Here is a 19,173-nt window from a genome sequence, read left to right on the forward strand (position 1 = left end):
GCCGACGGCCCTGGTCCGCGCCTGAAAACATCCGACGCTTTTCTGCAGGGAAGCACACTGGCGCTGGCACCGTCGATACTGTCGAGCGGCGCCTGGGCGGGCGGCATGGTCATCGGCAGCCTGTTGGGCATGCGGGTTGACCGTAGGTCTGTTTTGCGGGCGCTGGCCGCGTTGCGTCGCAATAAGGGCATTGTGCTGCCTTGACCTGCCTCCCCTCCCCGCCGAAAATGCCCGACGCTTTTTTGTCCCTGTTTACTGAAGTAGTGAAATTTCAATGCCCGATTCCTACACCGCTGAATCCGCCGAAGAATCCGTAGTCGCCTTGCAATCCAAAGCTGAATACGAAAACGCCATCAATCTTTCACAGCATGTGCCAGCGGCCAAGATCATCAGCGAGATGGTGCTGGACGCGTTCCACACCTCCAAGGAAAGCGACCAGATCCGCGAGTTGCGCGTGGCCATCCGCCAGGCCCACGATGCCTTCGACGACGACAAGGCCTACGACCTGATGGGCCAGCTCAAGCAGCTCAAGGACGCCGAAGCCGCCGACAACATCGCCCTGGAAGACCTGAGCAGCAAGTTCTCGATCAGCCGCATCCTGTCCAGCTTCAAGGACGACCCGGAGTTTCAGGAGCTGGTCTACGGCCTGGCCCTCAAGGTGTTGAACCAGTCCCACCAGGCCATCAGCAACCCGAGCGCCGGCAAGGGCAAGGCCGCGCGGCCGAAGAAAGACGCCGAAGTGTTTGTGATCAGCAAGGATGGCATCAGCGTCACCCTGCCGCTGCGCACGCCGCGCTCGAAGCTCAATGTCGACCGTGAAGCGTTCGAGTTCCTGGGTTTCAGCTTCGTGGGTGAAGGCGATGACGCCGAGCTGGAAGTCGAGAGCTTTGTGGATAACGCCGGCGCCGAACAGCCATTGAGCCGCAAGAGCGTGATCACGGCGTTGCAGCAGCAGACCGCGTTCGATGGGTACAGCATCGCGCAGCAGTAGTACCGCAGAACCCAATGTGGGAGGGGGATTGCTCCCTCCCACATTGGTTTTGTATTGGGTTAAACGCTGCGCTGGACCTGCGCCGCAAACACCTCGCGAAACCGCTCCATCTCGTGCTTGTTCCCCACCGTCACCCGCACCCACTGCGGCCAACTCTTCCATACGCGGCCGATCATCACACCTTGCGCGGCCAGTTTCTCGATCACCTGCTCCGCCGGTTGCTTCACGTCGATCATGAAGCAGTTGCTCTGCGACAGCGTGCAGGTGAACCCGCGGGCCTTGAGCCAGGCGACGGTCTCCTCGCGCAGTTGCGCGTTCAGGGCCTTGCGTTGCGGCAACAGCTTGACGTCTTCGAGGCTGGCCTGCGCGCCGAGCAAACCGCTGCCGGCAGGGACGTTATCGCCCCCGAACACCGCGAGGCGTGCCAACAACGCCGGGGCGCCGATCGCCAGGCCCACGCGCGCGCCGGCCATGCCGTAGATTTTCGAGAAGGTGCGCAACACCAGCAGGTCGTCGTGTTCCTTGACCCAACTGACACAGCTGGGAGCGTCGGCGAAGTCGATGTACGCCTCGTCCACCACCAGCACGCTGCCTTGGGGTTTGTTCGCCAGCGCGTGGCGGATGGCCTCGGTGGACGTCAGGGTACCGGTGGGGTTATTCGGGTTGCACAGGTAGAGCATGCCCGCCTGGGGATCGGCGGCGAGCATCGCGGGGATGTCGTGGGCGTGCTCGGCCGTGAGGCTCACTTCATGCACCGGCGCCCCGCTCGCCTCGGCCGCTTGGCGCGGCACCTCGTAGGACGGCGTGGCCATCACCAGGCCGCGGCTTTCGCCGGTAAACGCCAACACCGCGTAGCGCAGCGCCGCCATGGAACCGGAAAACACCGCCACCTGTGCTTCGGCAATCCCCTGCTGCCGGGCAAACAACGCGGCCAGCGCATACATGTGGCCGTAGGGATAACGCCCGGCCGTGGCAATCGCGCCCTGCATCGCCTCGCGGGCGGCGCCCGAGGGGCCGTAGGGGCTTTCGTTATAGTTGAGCCGCACCTTCTCAGCCTTTGCCGGCGGTGGGCTGGCGACTGCCCAGTCCAGGCGCCCGAGCAAGGGCAAGGCCGCGCCCAAGGCGAGAAGGGACCGACGACTAACGCTGACCATGGTGACAACTCCTTGTACGCGGGTAATGGATTCGCACAGCTCGTACAGTGAGGTATAACGAGAAAGGCGCCGGCCGATTTAATCTCGCGCCCAAGAAAAAGCCCCGCACTTCTCACGAAGGCGGGGCTTGTTCACTGCTTGGAACCACTCAGGGCGCGTAGGTCAGCAACAGCTCTCTCGGCACCTGGAAATCCAGGGACATCATCACGCTGAGCGCGGTGATGGTGAAGATCGAGAACACGAACAGCTTGCGTGCCCACACGGTGTCGTCCACCGCCTTGTAACCGGTCCAGGCCATGTACAACCAGTACATGCCCATGGCGGCGGCGACGGCAAGGTAGCTCATGCCGGCGTAGCCACTGAAGGTCAACATCAAGGTCGCCACGAGGAAGGCCAGGATGTACAGCAGGATGTGTTTCTTCGCCACCTGGATGCCGCGCTTGACCGGCAGAACCGGAATCGACGCAGCCAGGTAGTCGTTGAAACGGAAGATCGCGATGGCATAGGAATGCGGCATCTGCCACAGGCTGAACATCACCAGCAGCACCAGCGCGGCCATGTCGAAGCTATTGGTCACAGCCACATAACCAATCACCGGCGGCATCGCCCCCGACAGACTGCCCACCAGCGTGCCGTGAACCGACTTGCGCTTGAGGTACAGGCTGTAGAGGCCGACATAAATGACAAAGCCGATCACGGCAAACAGTGCCGCCAACGGGTTGGCCACCTTGTACAACAACACCACGCCGGCAACACCCAGGACGGTCGCGAACAGCAGTGCCAGTTTCAGGGAGATAAGGCCCTGGACCAGCACGCGATTCTTGGTGCGTTCCATCTTGATATCGATGTCGCGGTCGATGCAGTTGTTGAACACACAACCGGAAGCTACCACCAGGGACGTGCCGATCATGGCGGCCAGGAAGATGGCCAGATCGACATGTCCCTTGGAGGCCAGGAAGAAGCCGCCTGCCACAGAAAGCACGTTACCGAAAATGATCCCCGGTTTGGTGATTTGGATAAAGTGCTTAAGCGACATCGGGTCTTACCTCACTTCGCCATCATGTAGGTGTGGATGCTGAACATGATCCACAGCGACAGACCAACCAGCAGAACGATCACCAGGCCTGCGAACACGAACGCAATCACGTTCTCGCGCTGGGCCTCGGAGCGGTCCAGGTGCAGGAAGTACACCAGGTGAACCAGGACCTGAATCACCGCGAACGCCAGGACGATCATCAAGGTGATCGACTTCGGCAAGGTTGGGTACATCACCAGGCCGAACGGGATCAGGGTCAGGATGACCGACAGGATGAAGCCGATAGCGTAAGTCTTTACGCTGCCGTGACTCGCATCATGGCTGTCATGGGAGTGTGCATTAGCCATTACAGGGTCCCCATCAAGTAGACGACGGTGAATACGCAGATCCAGACCACATCCAGGAAGTGCCAGAACAGGCTCAGGCAGTTCAGGCGAGTCTTGTTGGTGTTGGTCAGGCCGTGTTTATTGACCTGATACATCATCATCGCCATCCAGATCAGGCCAGATGTCACGTGCAGACCGTGGGTCCCCACCAGCGTGAAGAACGCCGACAGGAAGCCGCTGCGGCTAGGGCCGTAGCCTTCGGAGATCAGCAGGTGGAACTCGTTGATCTCCATGCCGATGAAGCCCAGGCCGAACAGGAAGGTCAGGCCCAACCAGGTCAGTACGCCCTGCTTGTTGCCCTTGTAGAAGGACAACATGGCGAAGCCGTAGGTGATCGAACTGAACAACAGCAAGGCGGTTTCGCCGAGCACGTAAGGCAGTTCGAAGATGTCGTGGCCCGCCGGGCCACCCGCTACGTTGTTTACCAGTACCGCGTACACCGCGAAGATCGACGCAAACAAGATGCAGTCGGTCATCAGGTAGAGCCAGAAACCGTAGACGGTTACCGGGCCCGAGTCGTGGTGATGGTCATCGTGCCCATGGTCATCGACATGGGCGTGTCCAGCATTGGTCACTAAGTTCGACATGGTTTAAGCCTGTTCCAACGAGGTTTCTACACGGTTGGCCGGGATCTTCTTCTCGGCCACCAGGCGAGCGTGCTGCTCGGCTTCGATGCGCTCGATCGTTTCGACCGGCACCATGTAGCCTTGATCATCACGTGCAGCGTGGACAATGAAGTAGCCGATGGTGCCCACCAGGCTCACGATTGCCAGCCACCAGATGTGCCAGATCATCGAGAAACCGAACACGGTCAACAGCGCACCCATCACCACGCCAGTGGCGGTGTTGTTTGGCATGTGGATCGGTTCGTAGTGCTTAGGCCGCTGGTACGCAGTACCGTTTTCCTTGGCTTCGGTGAACGCATCGATGGTGTTCGCGGTAGGAATCACGGCGAAGTTGTAGAACGGAGGTGGCGACGAAGTCGACCATTCCAGGGTGTGGCCGTTCCATGGGTCGCCCGACTCGCACATGTTCTGCTTGCGGTCACGCACGCTGACATACAGCTGGATCAGCTGGCAGGCGATACCCGCCGCGATCAGCACCGCACCGACCATGGCGACGTACAGGTACGGCACCCACTCAGGGTTGGTGGTGGCGTTCAGACGACGGGTCATGCCCATGAAGCCCAGTGCATAGAGCGGCATGAACGCGACGAAGAAGCCCGAGATCCAGAACCAGAATGCAGCCTTGCCCCAACCGTCGTGCAACTTGAAGCCGAACGCTTTCGGGAAGAAGAAGCTGAAACCAGCGATGTAACCGAATACCGCACCGCCGATGATCACGTTGTGGAAGTGAGCGATCACGAACAAGCTGTTGTGCAGCACGAAGTCAGCACCCGGGATGGCCAGCAGTACGCCGGTCATACCGCCGATGGCGAAGGTCACCATGAAGCCCAGTGTCCACACGACCTGGCTGGTCATACGCAGACGGCCGTGGTAGATGGTGAACAGCCAGTTGAATAGCTTCACCCCCGTCGGGATCGAAATCAGCATCGTCGCCAGGCCGAAGAAGGCGTTGACGCTGGCCCCCGAACCCATGGTGAAGAAGTGGTGCAGCCACACCATGAAGCCCAGTACCGAGATCGCACCGGAGGCGTAGACCATCGAGTGGTGACCGAACAGGCGCTTGCCGGTAAAGGTCGAGATCACTTCGGAGAAGATACCGAACGCTGGCAGGATCAGGATGTACACCTCAGGGTGACCCCATGCCCAGAACAGGTTCACGTACATCATTGGATTGCCACCAAGTTCGTTGGTGAAAATGTGGAAATCCAGGTAACGGTCAAGCGACAGCAGTGCCAGCGTAGCGGTGAGGATCGGGAACGAAGCCACGATCAGCACGTTGGCCCAGGTGCAGGTCCAGGTGAAGATCGGCATGTCCATCATCTTCATGCCAGGGGCGCGCATTTTCAGCACGGTGGCCAGGAAGTTGACCCCCGTCAGCGTCGTCCCGAGCCCTGATAACTGTAGCGCCCAGATGTAGTAGTCCACACCCACGCCCGGACTGTATTTCAGGCCCGACAATGGCGGATACGCAACCCAACCGGTCTTGGCGAATTCGCCGACGCCCAGGGACACGTTGATCAGCACCACGCCAGACACCAGCAGCCAGAAGCTCAGGGAGTTCAGGAACGGGTAGGCAACGTCGCGGGCACCGATCTGCAGCGGCACTGCAAGGTTCATCAGGCCGGTGAAGAAAGGCATCGCCATGAAGATGATCATGATCACACCGTGAGCGGTGAAGATCTGGTCATAGTGTTCAGGCGGCAGGTAGCCTGGCGCGCCCTCAGTGGCCATGGCCAACTGGGTACGCATCATGATGGCGTCGGCAAAACCACGCAGCAGCATGACCATGGCAACGACGATGTACATCACACCGATTTTCTTGTGGTCGACCGAAGTCAGCCACTCAGTCCACAAGTAGGTCCACTTCTTGAAGTAAGTGATACCCCCAACCAGTGCCAGACCACCCAGCGCGATCATGGCGATGGTAATCATCACAATCGGCTCGTGGAACGGGACCGCATCCCAACTTAATTTACCAAACATCGTTTACTCCTCTGCCCCAGCAGTTGAATGCGAGCCCGTGTCAGAACCTTCAACCGCAGCCACTTCTTTCTTCTCGTGCTTGACCGGCTTGCCTGGTTTCATGCCTTCGTACTTGTCGACGACTTTCTGAAACAGGTCAGGCGTGTAAGTGGAGTACAGCGCGACTGGGTTGTTCTGGCTTGGTTTGGCAAGGGCTTCGTATTCAGCTTGATCAAGCTGTTTAGGTGCGGCCTTGACTTCGGCTACCCAGGCGTCGAATTCTTCCTGGCTCGTCGAGATCGCTTTGAATTTCATGCCGGTGAAACCTGCGCCGCTATAGTTGGCGGAGATGCCGTCCATTTCAGCTTTCTGGTTGGCGATCAGGTGCAGCTTGGTCTGCATGCCGGCCATCGCGTAGATCTGGCCACCCAGGCCTGGGATGAAGAACGAGTTCATCACAGTGTCGGAGGTGATCTTGAAGTTAACCGGGGTATGTTCCGGGAACACGATCTTGTTGACGGTGGCGATACCCAGGTCCGGGTAGATGAACAGCCACTTCCAGTCCAGCGCGACCACTTCGATGTTGATCGGCTTGACCTCGGAGTCCAGCGGACGGTACGGGTCCAGCGCGTGGGTGGACTTGTAGGTCACATAACCCAGGGCAATGATGATGAGGATCGGAACCAGCCACACCGCGATTTCAATCTTGGTGGAGTGCGACCACTTCGGCGCGTAAGTCGCCTTGGTGTTCGACGCGCGGTATTTCCAGGCGAAGGCGAAGGTCATGATGATCACAGGGACCACGACCAGCAACATCAGCAGGGTGGCAGTGATGATCAGGTTGCGTTCATCCAGACCGACCTGTCCTTTTGGGTCGAGCAAGGACCACTTGCAGCCTCCCAGCATTAACATCATGCCAAGCAGCGGCAAAAAGCCTAGTAATCGGGGGTACCTGTTTTTACTCATCTCACGACCTCTAAAGCAGCTTGCGCAATGCAGTTGGGTTTTGATCGCCAACACTTCACCCTGCCAAGGGTTGGCATTTCTCTTCGATTGAATAAGAGCCTGCCCGTGCGCCCTGATTGGACGGTTCGCGGACCTGCGGTGAGTTCTTATTCGATTTCGTGGTTAAAGGCCTTGTTACAGACCAATTCCATTTGGTGCGGATAGTTGAAAGGCTGCCGGAACCTGGGGTCGCACAGAGCCATCCATCTGCCCCTCGACCGCTCCAATGCTCAAATATTGAACAGCACCGGACATTCAGTGCGGGCGATTGTAGTTAGCTAGCGATGTATAAACCATGACTTATAAAGAAATAATTTTTATCGATTCCAGCAATAATCCTTCACCTATTTTGCAAAGGTTCGCGATCTTATCGCGTTGGATTCTCAACAAAAACCACAAAAAATGCCGTGTTATAGGGCAAACTGCCACACCCCTTACCCGCCGTAAGGGCCTGAAAAAGCGCTCCAAGCCCCCATAAAACAGGGCACTCGCTGACCACCGAAAGCCGCGAACGGCGCGCTATTCGCGGTGTTGCTCAAACGATGAACTGACAGCACACATTAACGGCCATGGGTAAATTCAAGCGGCGTTGTGACGGCTCGGAAACGCCCAGCGACAGCGCCTGTGTGACAACATGTCGCACACTGCGCGTCGTCAAAATTGTCCCGCGTCACTGTCCCTTCAAAATTCCCTACAAACAAAAACGCCCCGGCTTTCCTTTAAGAAAGGCCGGGGCGTTTCAATTAATGGCTCAGGCTTTGCGTTGGCGATTGCGGTAGATGCCCAGGGGCACCAGGATCACCGTCAGCACGAACGCCACCAGCGCCCACTGCGCCAGCGACAGACCGAGCACCGGCGGGTACGGCGTGCTGCAGAAGCCGTCGACCTGGAAGACCAGCGGAAACACCTTGGCCAGGGGCAGGCCGTCAACGATCGGTTGCAGCACATCCACGCCGCAACTGACCTCGGGGAAGAACTGGGTGTACACATGGTGACCGGCAGCCGCCACACCGCCCAAGGCACTGAGCACCACCAACCCTTCAAACAGCGTGATCGCCCCTTTGTTGCGCATAGCCGCACCAATAAACGCAAAAACGGCAATCAACAGCAAGGCATAGCGCTGCAGGATACACAGCGGGCACGGCGCTTCGCCCAACACCACCTGCATGTACAGCGCACCGCCGATCAGCGCCAGGCAGATGATGCCCAGCAACACCAGAAAGCGCCGCTCCCTGCCTAAACGCAATTCGTCACTCATCTCCGTATCCCTTTGTTTGGTTGTGCCTGTGGCGGCAAGTTTACACACAGAGAGTGGTTTAAACAGAAGGGGGTTAACGGCGGATTAATACGCCACTTGTAGGAGCGAGCTTGCTCGCGAAGAACGTCAACGATAACGCGTGCATCCTGGATGAACGCGGTGTCTTTGAGTTTTTCGCGAGCAAGCTCGCTCCTACAGGTGTATGTGGGTGTATGGGTGTGGGGGGGTTATTCGAGGGCGGCGGGCGGGCCGAAGAATTCGTAGCGGCTTTGTTTTTCGGGTACGCCCAAGGCCTTGAGGTGGCGTTTAATACGCCACTTGTAGGAGCGAGCTTGCTCGCGAAGAACGTCAACGATAACGCGTGCATCCTGGATGAACGCGGTGTCTTTGAGTTTTTCGCGAGCAAGCTCGCTCCTACAGGTGTATGGGTGTGTGTGGGGGGGTTATTCGAGGGCGGCGGCTGGGCCGAAGAATTCGTAGCGGCTTTGTTTTTCGGGGACGCCCAAGGCCTTGAGGTGGCGTTTAATACGCCACTTGTAGGAGCGAGCTTGCTCGCGAAGAACGTCAACGATAACGCGTGCATCCTGGATGAACGTGGCGTCTTTGAGTTTTTCGCGAGCAAGCTCGCTCCTACAGGTGTATGTGTGTGTATGTGTGTGGGGGGGGGGGTTATTCGAGGGCGGCGGCTGGGCCGAAGAATTCGTAGCGGCTTTGTTTTTCGGGGACGCCCAAGGCCTTGAGGTGGCGTTTAATACGCCACTTGTAGGAGCGAGCTTGCTCGCGAAGAACGTCAACGATAACGCGTGCATCCTGGATGAACGTGGCGTCTTTGAGTTTTTCGCGAGCAAGCTCGCTCCTACAGGTGTATGGGTGTATGTGTGTGGGGGGTTATTCGAGGGCGGCGGCTGGGCCGAAGAATTCGTAGCGGCTTTGTTTTTCGGGGACGCCCAAGGCCTTGAGGTGGCGATTAATACGCCACTTGTAGGAGCGAGCTTGCTCGCGAAGAACGTCAACGATAACGCGTGCATCCTGGATGAACGTGGCGTCTTTGAGTTTTTCGCGAGCAAGCTCGCTCCTACAGGTGTATGGGTGTATGGGTGTGGGGGGGGTTATTCGAGGGCGGGGCGGGCCGAAGAATTCGTAGCGGCTTTGTTTTTTGGGTACGCCCATGGCCTTGAGGTGGCGCTTAATACGCCACTTGTAGGAGCGAGCTTGCTCGCGAAGAACGTCAACGATAACGCGTGCATCCTGGATGAACGCGGTGTCTTTGAGTTTTTCGCGAGCAAGCTCGCTCCTACAGGTGTATGGGTGTGTGTGGGGGGGTTATTCGAGGGCGGCGGCTGGGCCGAAGAATTCGTAGCGGCTTTGTTTTTCGGGGACGCCCAAGGCCTTGAGGTGGCGTTTAATACGCCACTTGTAGGAGCGAGCTTGCTCGCGAAGAACGTCAACGATAACGCGTGCATCCTGGATGAACGCGGTGTCTTTGAGTTTTTCGCGAGCAAGCTCGCTCCTACAGGTGTGTGTGTGGGGGGGGTTATTCGAGGGCGGCGGCCGGGCCGAAGAATTCGTAGCGGCTTTGTTTTTCGGGTACGCCCAAGGCCTTGAGGTGGCGCTTGATTGCGGCCATGAAGCCTTTAGGGCCGAGGAAGTACGCATCCAGGTCGCGCTGCTCAGGCAACCACGCCGCCAGTTGTTCCTGGCTCAGCAGGCCCACGGTGTCGCCTGCCGGGCTCACGCCATCGTCCTCGTCATAGCAGTAGAAGCGCTTGAGCTGCGGATGCTTGGCCGCCAGGGCGTCGACCCATTCCCGAAAGGCATGCACCCCGCCGTTACGCGCGCAGTGGATAAAATGCACCGGGCGCTGGGTGGCCAGGGCCGCTTCGAGCATCGGCAGTGTTGGCGTGATGCCCACCCCGCCGCTGATCAGCACCAGCGGTTTATCGCTGGCGGCCAGGGTGAACTCGCCCGCTGGCGGGAACAGGTCGATCGTCGCGCCGACCTGCAATTGATCATGCAGGTAGTTGGACACCCGCCCACCGGCTTCACGCTTGACGCTGATGCGGTATTGGCCGGCATCGCTGAGGGCCGACAAGGAATAGTTGCGGCGCACTTCTTCGCCATCGAGCAGCAGCGTCATACCAATGTACTGACCGGGCTCGGCGGCGAGGATCGGGCCGTTGTCCAGCGGGGCGAAATAGAAGGACGTGATTTCGGCACTTTCCTCCATGCGCTTGACCAGCTTGAACGGCCGCGCACCCCGCCAGCCGCCCGGCGCCTGGGCTTTCTCGTCATAGATCGCAGCTTCGGCGCCGATCAGGATGTCCGCCAACTGACCGTAGGCCGCGCCCCAGGCGCTCATCACCTCGGGAGTGGCAATCTCGCTGCCCAACACTTCGGAAATCGCACGCAGCAGGCAGGCCCCCACGATCGGGTAATGTTCCGGCAGGATCTGCAAGGCCACGTGTTTGTTGATGATCTTCGCCACCAGATCACCCAGTTGATCCAACTGGTCGATATGTCGTGCATACATCAACACACCATTGGCCAGGGCACGGGGCTGGTCGCCGCTGACCTGGTGCGCCTGGTTGAACAGCGGGCGCACCTCCGGGTACTCGGAGAGCATCATGCGGTAGAAATGGGTGATCAGCGCTTCGCCGCCGCTTTCCAGCAGGGGCACGGTGGATTTGATGATGGCACGGTCTTGGGCACTAAGCATGGAGCCTCCTGGGCTTCTTTACTGATTACCTTGGAGTACTCAGTATTCATGCCAACTAATAAATTGTTTTATTTCAATCAGTTAAATTACCTGTAGTCAGTATGACCTCCTACGACTTATAGTCATAAGGACTACAAGGAGTCATTATGACTGCGCAATCGCTGCTCACCACCCTGCTCCCTCTGGTCGCCGACCTGTCCCGCGAACTGCCCGAAGGCGAGCGTTACCGCCGCCTGTTGCAAGCCATGCGCGCCCTGCTGCCGTGCGACGCCGCCGCGCTGTTGCGCCTGGACGGTGAGTCGCTGGTGCCGCTGGCAGTGGACGGCTTGAGCGCCGATACCCTGGGCCGACGCTTCAAGGTCAGCGAACACCCGCGTTTCGCCGTGCTGCTCGGCAGCCCCGGCCCGACGCGTTTCGACAGCGACAGTGAATTGCCCGACCCCTACGACGGCCTGGTGGACGGCCTGCACGGGCACCTCGAAATTCACGACTGCATGGGCTGCCCGCTGTATGTCGATGACAAACCGTGGGGCCTGCTGACCCTGGACGCCCTCGACACCGAGCGCTTCGAACGGGTCGAGCTGGATGCCCTGCAAGCCTTCGCCAGCCTCGCCGCCGCCACGGTCAACGTCGCCGAACGCATCGAACACCTGGCATTGCGCGCCGAAGACGAACGCCAGCGTGCCGAGATCTACCGCCAGGCCAGCGGCCAGCAGCACAAAGAGATGATCGGCCAGAGCAAGCCCCACAAGCGCCTGGTCGAAGAAATCAACCTGGTGGGCGGCAGCGACCTCACCGTGCTGATCACCGGCGAAACCGGGGTCGGCAAGGAACTGGTGGCCCAGGCGATCCACGCCGCGTCGTCCCGCGCGGACAAGCCGCTGATCAGCCTCAACTGCGCCGCCCTGCCGGAAACCCTGGTGGAAAGCGAGCTGTTCGGCCACGTGCGCGGCGCCTTCACCGGCGCGCTGAACGAGCGCCGGGGCAAATTCGAACTGGCCAACGGCGGCACGTTGTTCCTGGATGAAGTCGGCGAGCTGTCGTTGACGGTGCAGGCCAAGCTGCTGCGCGTCCTGCAAAGCGGCCAACTGCAGCGCCTGGGCTCGGACAAGGAACATCAAGTCGACGTGCGCCTGATCGCCGCCACCAACCGCGACCTGGCCGAAGAAGTGCGCAACGGCCGCTACCGTGCCGACTTCTACCACCGCCTCAGCGTCTACCCGCTGCAAGTGCCGGCACTGCGCGAGCGCGGGCGCGATGTGTTGCTGCTGGCCGGGTTCTTTCTCGAACAGAACCGTTCGCGCATGGGCCTGGGCAGCCTGCGCCTGACCAGCGACGCCCAAGCCGCGTTGCTGGCCTACAACTGGCCGGGCAATGTGCGCGAGCTGGAACATTTGATCGGACGCAGCGCACTGAAAGCCCTGGGAAACTGTCGCGAACGTCCGAAGATTCTCAGCCTGAGCGCCCAAGACCTGGACCTGCCCGACGTTAGCGCAGCGCCGATCGCCCCCCCACCCGAAGTCACCGCCATCGCCGGCGGCGACCTGCGCCAGGCCACCGAACACTACCAGCGCCAAGTCATCAACGCCTGCCTGGAACGCCACCAACACAACTGGGCCAGCACCGCCCGCGAACTAGGCCTGGACCGCGCCAACCTAGGCCGCATGGCCAAGCGCCTAGGCCTCAAATAACCCAGATCCCCCAATCAAACCCAATAAATACTGAAATACTGAAATACTGAAATACTGAAATACTGAAATACTGAAATACTGAAATACTGAAATACTGAAAATACTGAAATACTGAAAATACTGAAATACTGAAATACTGAAATACTGAAATACTGAAATACTGAAATACTGAAATACTGAAAATACTGAAAATACTGAAAATACTGAAAATACTGAAAATACTGAAATGCTGAAAATGTGGGAGGGGGCTTGCCCCCGATAGCGGTGGGTCAGTCACTTATTTGTAGCTGACCCACTGCTATCGGGGGCAAGCCCCTCCCACCTAAAGCAACACCCTCCCACCTTACCCCCTTCCCACCTCAGACTTGCTTCGCCCTGAACACCGCCTCCCCCGCCTGAACCACCCTACCCCTACGAAACACCAACACATTCCCCACCATCACCAACACCAACCCCATCAACGCCGGCGCAGTCCACTGATACCCCTCAGCAAACGCCGACACATTCAGCGCCACCACCGGAAACAACACCGTGCAATACGCCGCCCGCTCAGGCCCCATCCGCCCGACCAGCGTCAGATAAGCCGTAAACCCAATCACCGACCCCGGAATCACCAAATACCCCAACGCCCCGACATACCGCGCACTCCAGTCCATCTCGAACGGAATACCGCGCACCACGCAATAGGTCGCCAACATCACCGCACCATATGCCATGCCCCAGGCATTGGTAGTCAACGGCCGCAACCCCGCCTTCTGCTGCAGGCTCGAAAGCATATTGCCAGCCGAAAAACACATCGTCCCCAACAGCGCCAAACCCAGCCCGAGCAAGGTCTGCGGGCTCGCGGTGTGCCCCGCCAGCTCCGGCCAGAACAACAGGCCCAAGCCCAGCAAGCCAAGGCCGCCGCCCATCAACACATTGCGCGCGACCCGCTGGCCAAAAAACACCCGCGCATTCAGGGCATTCCACAGCGTCGCCGTAGAAAACACCACCGCCACCAGCCCGCTGGGAATCCACTGGCTGGCCGTGAGAAAACACATGAAGTTCACACAGAACAGGCACAACCCCTGAGCCAGGCAGATCAGATGCCCGCGCCGGTTCATCACCTGCAACTTGCGGCTGAGCAGCAACAGCACAAACAACACCAACGCCGCCAGGGCGAAGCGATAGACAATCGACACGGGAATCGCCACCACGCCCAGTTGCCACTTGAGGGCGATCCAGGTGGTGCCCCAGATCAGCACGGTGAGTAAATACAGGAAAAGGTTCATAACAGGCTCCGCTGGTTGAGCCACAGTGTCGCCTTCAAGCCCTGGCCGGCGCTTGCAGATTCTTGCGCTTTTGTCGCACGGCGGGCTCACAGCGCCAGTGGCTCGGAGTAGGATGCAAGGCGTCGGAGAGTACACACCATGTCAACGCTGGAATCCCTGCAAGTCTTTCAAGCCCTCAACCGCTCGCCCCACGCTCGCCTCGAAGCCTGCGCCGAGCTCGGTGACGGCTTGTCTGCGGCGTTGTGGAGCAACCACCACGATTCCCAGGACTACCAGGCGCCCGGCCATCACACCTTGTCCTGCTACATCGGCGGCGGCACCGGCACGTTTCGTCGCGACCAGCCGGGCACCAAGGGCGGGCCCGACAAGTTGTGCATCCTGCCGGCCGAGCATCAGTCGGCCTGGGTGATCAACGGCGACATCCGCCTGGCCCATGTGTATTTCAGCCAGGCGCAATTCGCCCTGGGCTGCATCACCCTGCTCGACCGCGAACCGCGCGCGCTGCAACTGCAGGAAAGCACCTTCCTCGAAGACCCCAGCCAGGCGCGACGCTTTCACCAGTTGATCGCCCTCAACTGGCACGAGCCCGCCGAACGCCTGCTGACCAGCAGCCTGGCCCATGAAATGCTCAGCCACACCTTGCTCAGCCAAGTCGGCGCGCGCGACGGGCTGCGTTTGAAAGGCGGGCTGGCGGCGCATCAGCGGCGGTTGTTGGTGGACTACATCGACCAGCACCTGGATGACCCCATCAGCCTCGGGCAATTGGCCGGGATGTGTGCGCTGTCGGAATATCATTTTGCGCGGATGTTCCGCCAAAGCTTCGGCCTGCCGCCCCATCAATACCTGCTGGCCCGGCGCCTGGCCCGCGCGCAGAACCTGCTGCGCAGCGGCAGCCTGCCCGTGGGTGACATCGCGTTGATGTGCGGCTTCTCCAGCGCCAGCCACTTCACCCATCGCTTTCGCCAGGCCATGGGCGCGACGCCCGGCGAATACCGTCAGGCGTTCTGCGCTTAAACCATCAAGCCCAACGTCTTGGCCTTGGCCACCGCCTGGGTGCGTCGCTCCACGCCGAGCTTGCTGTGGATGCGTCGCGCGTGGGTCTTGACGGTGTGCAGCGAGATAAACAAGCGGTCGGCGATTTCCAGGTTGGAGTTGCCCAGGGCGATCAGTTGCAGCACTTCCAGCTCGCGTTGGCTCAGCGGGTTGTCCGCCGTGCCGGTCGGCGAGGCCTGCGGTTCCAGGCCCAGCTCACTCAACAGCCCGGGCGAGCGTAAACGCAGCTCGCGGATCGCCTGCTGCACCTGGCAACGCCCTGCCAGTTCCAGGCCGTGTTGCAGTGAGCGACGCGCCATCGCCGGTTCGCCCAGTTGCCAGGCCACTTCCCCCAGCACCAAGTGCAATTCGGCCTCCAGGCACAGCATGCCGCGTTGGCGGGAAGCGTCCAGCAGTGCGTTGAGCCGCACCAGCGGTTGATCGGCGACGCCCAGTTTGACCTCGGCCAACACCAGCAGGTATTCAAGACGCGGGATCAATTCCAGCGTGGCCGGCGGCGCCTGCTTGGCGTCGGGCCCTCGGAAATGGCGGAGCACCCGGCGCAGCGCTGCCACCGTCAATTCGGCGCGACCCTGTTGCAACCAGAAGTGCCCGCTGACCAGCAGCAACACCGCGCGGTACACCGTGTCCGGCACCTGGCGCTGCTGCATCAGGCGCTCGGCCTCGCGCAACTGGATAAAGGCCTGGGCGTAATCACCGTGATTGGCCGCCAACAACGCAAGGCCCAGGTAGCCATACAACACGCGCTTGTCCTGGCTGTGCAGGCACATGTTCAAACCCGTCTCGAAGCACTCGGCAGCCAACGCGTCCTGCCCCTGGCGCAGGGCCAGATGCCCACGCCGCAAGGCGATACGTCCGACCAGCGGCCCAGCCTTCAGCCGCTGCTTGAGCAACATCGCCTGCACCTGTTCCAACAGGTTTTGCGCGCGGTACGGCGCGCCGCGCTGTTCGAGCAATTGCGCGTGATCCAGCTCCAGCAGGGCTTCGAGCAACAGCGAACCATGGGCCCGCGCCAGGCACAGCGCTTCGCGGTTCAGGGTCTGGGCCGCCTCCAGCTCACCGCGCAGCAAGGCTTGCTGGGTCAACCCCGACAGGCACATCAGACGTGATGTCCACGCACTGTCGGGCAACGCCTGCAAGGCCTCGAGGAAATGCTCGCGAGAACGTTGCGCATCACCCGCCAGATGCAGCAACCACCCCCACTGCGCCTGCCAGCGCGCCAACAACAGGCGTTGCTGCGGCGCCGACGGTTGCGGGGCGAAACGCGCCAGTTGGCCGATGCACAATGCGGCCTGCTCGAAGCGCCCGGCGAACAGCAACGCGGCCGTGACCAGCCCCACCAACTGCGCGGAACACAGCATCAGCTCGTCACCGTGTTGTTCATGCAGGCGCAACAACAGCACGGCATTCTGCTGGCGGAACAGGTCTTCGAAGCTGAAGTGCTGCAACAGGCTGACGGCCACTTCGTATTCTTCGGCCAGCAGCGCCTGCTCGAACGCGGCTTGCCAGTCGCCCTCGGCGCTGAACCATTGGCAGGCCCGTCGGTGCCAGGAGCGTTTGGCCGGCCAGGGCTCCTCCCGTATCAACTGCGCAAGCGGCGCGAAGACTTGCAGCCAGTCGGCGGCATCGTCCCAGGGCTGGATAAATGCGCCGAGCGCCTGCAAGTCCCGCAGGTACTGAGCGCCATCGCCAAAGCCGAACAGGTGCTCGCACAAGCCCGCGTTGAAACGCGGCAAATGCGCCAGCACCCGCCAGGCTTCCTCCAGTTCCGCCGGCAAGGTGCTGAACAGCTCGTGTTGCAGGTAGTCGAGCAAGGTCTTGTCGGGATGGCCATCGCCGAGCAAGGCGATGCGAACCCCGGCGCACCAACCGGCGCTGAACCGCATCACGCGCTCGACGCTGTGACCCGGCGCCTCGCCGAGCAGGGCCTGGACTTCCTCGGCGCTGAAGATCAACTCGGCCGCACTGCATTCCAGCAGCTCATCGTCGAGCAGCAGCCGCGGCCAGTTGCACCCAGGGCGCCGCCGCGCACCCAGCCACCAGGTCAGCGCCGGGTGGCTGGCGCTGAGCAGGCGGTCGAGCAAGGCGTCCAGTTCGGGCGCGGGCAGACGGCTGAAATCATCGAGAAACAGCCACGCCGACGTCTGCCAGCGGCTCAGATCCTGCAACAGCGTGGCTTCATCGGTAAACGCCAGGCCCAGGTTGTGCGCCAGGCGCCGGCACAAATCCAGCGGGCTTAGCGGCACGCCATTGAGCGGTAGCCAGTACACCTGACAACCCGCCGGCGCCTGCAAGGCGCACTCGGCGAGCAACGCGCTCTTGCCACTGCCGCCCGGGGCACAGAGCAACTTGACCCGCGCCTGCGCCGCCAACAACGGCTCGGCCAGGCGCGGGCGCAACAGATGATGGGCGGACAGCCGTGGCATGAATCCAGGACGGTCCAGGCAGCGTGTCATGGCGGTCATTGCTGCATCCTGCGTTTTTATTGTTATGCAACCTGACACCTACCCTAGCCCCGTGCTCGGCGAATATTGAAGAAGTATTCAACGCAGTGATTAATAGCCATGCACAAAACCCAATGTGGGAGGGGGCTTGCCCCCTCCCACATTGGGATTGCATTTCAAACAGGCATCAGCGCACGTCCGAAGGCATCAGCGCACGCCCGAAGCCCTCAGCGCCGCTGGCGTGTAGTCCGCCGCCTTGGCCGCAAACCCGAACACAAAACTGCTCTTCTCCTCATTCTTCATACCCAGGGCGATGTAGCGTCCGGCGATGAGGTCGTACAGGGTTTCCACGGTGTAGGCCGGCACCTGATGGTCGTAGTAGAACTGCGCATGACCTTCGGCGACACGCCACAGTTGGCCGCGGCCGTCATAGTGATCCACCAGCGCGACCTGCCAGCTGTCTTCGTCGATGTACATGTGGCGCTTGGCATAGATGTGCCGTTCGCTCGGCTTGACGGTGCCGACCACTTCCCACACGCGGTGCAGCTCATAGCGGGTCAGGTCCTGGTTGATATGCCCGGCCTTGATGATGTCGTCGTACTTGAGGTTCGGCGAATCGAGCTTGTAGCTGTTGTAGGGGATGTACATCTCTTTCTTGCCCACCAGCTTCCAGTCATAGCGATCGGGGGCGCCGGAGAACATGTCGAAGTTATCCGTGGTGCGCAGGCCGTCGGACGCGGTGCCCGGGCCGTCGTAGGACACTTGCGGCGCCCGGCGCACACGGCGCTGACCAGCGTTGTAGATCCAGGCCAGGCGCGGTTCCTTGACCTGGTCGAGGGTCTCGTGGACCAGCAGCACGTTGCCCGCCAGCCGCGCCGGGGCCGTTACCGATTGCTTGAAGAAACTCAGCACGTTGGCGGCCTTGGCCGGGTCAATATCCGGGATCGCCTGCGGCACCGCGACTTCTTCTTCAAAGCGGATCGGCGTGTAGCTGCCGTTCGTCTGCGGGGTGGCCTGGGTGATGATGCGCCGCAGGTTGCCGCCGTGGTAACGGGTGATGTGGTTCCACAGCACCTCCACGCCATTCTTGGGGATCGGGAACGCGTAGTAGCGGTTGCCGGTGAAGTTCTCCAGGCCGTTGCCGTCGTTGATCGCATGCACGTTCAGCGCGCTGCGCTTGATCGACTCGTAGATATCCGGCGGCAGGTTGACCGTGCGGTGGCTCGGGTACACCGGGATCTTGTAGGTCTCGGGGTAACGCTTGAACATCGCCACCTGGCCGTCGGAGAGTTTGTCCTTGTATTTGTCGACGGTCGCGGCGGTGATCACGAACAGCGGTTTTTCATTGGCGAACGGGTCGGCGAGGAAGCCCTTGCTGTCCACCGCACCGGCATTTTTTGGAATGCCGCCGGTCCAGGCCGGGATCGAGCCATCGGCGTTGCCGGCCTTTTCGGCGCCGACCGGGGTCAGGCTGGTGCCGAGCTTGGCGGCTTCTTCGGGCGACACGGCCGCCATGACATTGGCGGCCAACACACTCAGGGCCATCACAGCAATTAACTTACGCATAGAGTCTTGTCCTT

General features: G+C 60.6%; 16 protein-coding genes and 1 pseudogene. 6 read left to right on the forward strand and 11 right to left on the reverse strand.

Going from position 1 to position 19,173, the window contains the following annotated elements:
- Nucleotides 1-274 precede the first annotated feature (274 nt).
- Complete coding sequence (locus RGV59_RS00150) at nucleotides 275-991, forward strand: hypothetical protein (RefSeq protein ID WP_126586645.1); 717 nt, start codon at nucleotides 275-277, stop codon at nucleotides 989-991.
- Between the two features lie 59 nt (nucleotides 992-1,050).
- Here the strand turns inward: RGV59_RS00150 and RGV59_RS00155 are convergent, their stop codons facing one another.
- The 6 genes from RGV59_RS00155 to cyoA all read right to left on the reverse strand — a co-directional run bounded on the left by RGV59_RS00155 (nucleotide 1,051) and on the right by cyoA (nucleotide 7,121).
- On the reverse strand, nucleotides 1,051-2,145 hold the full coding sequence (locus tag RGV59_RS00155) for a pyridoxal phosphate-dependent aminotransferase (RefSeq protein WP_126586647.1): 1,095 nt from the start codon (nucleotides 2,143-2,145) through the stop codon (nucleotides 1,051-1,053).
- A gap of 148 nt (nucleotides 2,146-2,293) precedes the next feature.
- Nucleotides 2,294-3,181, reverse strand: coding sequence for a heme o synthase (gene cyoE, locus RGV59_RS00160; protein WP_017846726.1), 888 nt, complete (start codon nucleotides 3,179-3,181; stop codon nucleotides 2,294-2,296).
- A gap of 11 nt (nucleotides 3,182-3,192) precedes the next feature.
- Nucleotides 3,193-3,528: a cytochrome o ubiquinol oxidase subunit IV gene (cyoD, locus tag RGV59_RS00165; RefSeq protein ID WP_017846725.1), complete on the reverse strand. Its 336-nt coding sequence runs from the start codon at nucleotides 3,526-3,528 to the stop codon at nucleotides 3,193-3,195.
- Entirely contained in the window at nucleotides 3,528-4,154 is a 627-nt protein-coding gene (locus tag RGV59_RS00170) for a cytochrome o ubiquinol oxidase subunit III (protein ID WP_017846724.1), read from the reverse strand. Before RGV59_RS00170 ends, cyoD begins: the two co-directional genes overlap by 1 nt.
- A 3-nt stretch (nucleotides 4,155-4,157) precedes the next feature.
- Complete coding sequence (gene cyoB / locus RGV59_RS00175; RefSeq protein ID WP_017846723.1) at nucleotides 4,158-6,176, reverse strand: cytochrome o ubiquinol oxidase subunit I; 2,019 nt, start codon at nucleotides 6,174-6,176, stop codon at nucleotides 4,158-4,160.
- Nucleotides 6,177-6,179: 3 nt separating this feature from the next.
- A complete protein-coding gene (gene cyoA / locus RGV59_RS00180) occupies nucleotides 6,180-7,121 on the reverse strand; it encodes a ubiquinol oxidase subunit II (RefSeq protein ID WP_026139992.1) in 942 nt (313 codons plus the stop codon).
- Nucleotides 7,122-7,148: 27 nt separating this feature from the next.
- Here cyoA and RGV59_RS00185 point away from each other — a divergent pair.
- Nucleotides 7,149-7,438 (forward strand): annotated as a pseudogene (locus tag RGV59_RS00185) (hypothetical protein).
- A gap of 473 nt (nucleotides 7,439-7,911) precedes the next feature.
- On the opposite strand, the gene RGV59_RS00190 reads toward RGV59_RS00185, so the two are convergent.
- On the reverse strand, nucleotides 7,912-8,418 hold the full coding sequence (locus RGV59_RS00190; RefSeq protein ID WP_017846721.1) for a disulfide bond formation protein B: 507 nt from the start codon (nucleotides 8,416-8,418) through the stop codon (nucleotides 7,912-7,914).
- Between the two features lie 110 nt (nucleotides 8,419-8,528).
- On the opposite strand from RGV59_RS00190, the gene RGV59_RS00195 reads away from it, so the two are divergent.
- Nucleotides 8,529-9,158 (forward strand): hypothetical protein, encoded by a 630-nt coding sequence (locus RGV59_RS00195; RefSeq protein WP_322247149.1) that lies wholly within the window; start codon nucleotides 8,529-8,531, stop codon nucleotides 9,156-9,158.
- 34 nt (nucleotides 9,159-9,192) lie between these two features.
- Complete coding sequence (locus RGV59_RS00200; protein ID WP_322247150.1) at nucleotides 9,193-10,023, forward strand: hypothetical protein; 831 nt, start codon at nucleotides 9,193-9,195, stop codon at nucleotides 10,021-10,023.
- Here the strand turns inward: RGV59_RS00200 and hmpA are convergent.
- Complete coding sequence (hmpA, locus tag RGV59_RS00205) at nucleotides 9,953-11,134, reverse strand: NO-inducible flavohemoprotein (protein WP_126586649.1); 1,182 nt, start codon at nucleotides 11,132-11,134, stop codon at nucleotides 9,953-9,955. The genes RGV59_RS00200 and hmpA overlap by 71 nt on opposite strands.
- A 146-nt stretch (nucleotides 11,135-11,280) precedes the next feature.
- Here hmpA and norR point away from each other — a divergent pair, with 146 nt between their 5' ends.
- A complete protein-coding gene (gene norR / locus RGV59_RS00210) occupies nucleotides 11,281-12,825 on the forward strand; it encodes a nitric oxide reductase transcriptional regulator NorR (RefSeq protein ID WP_057005278.1) in 1,545 nt (514 codons plus the stop codon).
- Nucleotides 12,826-13,184: 359 nt separating this feature from the next.
- Here the strand turns inward: norR and RGV59_RS00215 are convergent, their stop codons facing one another.
- Complete coding sequence (locus RGV59_RS00215; protein ID WP_126586651.1) at nucleotides 13,185-14,096, reverse strand: DMT family transporter; 912 nt, start codon at nucleotides 14,094-14,096, stop codon at nucleotides 13,185-13,187.
- 138 nt (nucleotides 14,097-14,234) lie between these two features.
- Between RGV59_RS00215 and RGV59_RS00220 the strand changes: the two genes are divergently transcribed.
- Nucleotides 14,235-15,110 (forward strand): helix-turn-helix domain-containing protein, encoded by an 876-nt coding sequence (locus RGV59_RS00220; RefSeq protein WP_017849547.1) that lies wholly within the window; start codon nucleotides 14,235-14,237, stop codon nucleotides 15,108-15,110.
- On the opposite strand, the gene RGV59_RS00225 is transcribed toward RGV59_RS00220, so the two are convergent.
- Together RGV59_RS00225 and RGV59_RS00230 are read right to left on the reverse strand one after the other, a co-directional pair.
- Nucleotides 15,107-17,614: a LuxR C-terminal-related transcriptional regulator gene (locus tag RGV59_RS00225; protein WP_126586653.1), complete on the reverse strand. Its 2,508-nt coding sequence runs from the start codon at nucleotides 17,612-17,614 to the stop codon at nucleotides 15,107-15,109. The two genes, RGV59_RS00220 and RGV59_RS00225, sit on opposite strands and share 4 nt — an antisense overlap.
- Before the next feature lie 186 nt (nucleotides 17,615-17,800).
- Nucleotides 17,801-19,159, reverse strand: a complete 1,359-nt coding sequence (locus RGV59_RS00230) for a DUF1329 domain-containing protein (protein ID WP_017847776.1) — start codon at nucleotides 19,157-19,159, stop codon at nucleotides 17,801-17,803.
- Nucleotides 19,160-19,173: the final 14 nt, after the last annotated feature.

This window comes from Pseudomonas sp. FG1 (assembly GCF_034313875.1).
Lineage (GTDB): Bacteria > Pseudomonadota > Gammaproteobacteria > Pseudomonadales > Pseudomonadaceae > Aquipseudomonas > Aquipseudomonas veronii.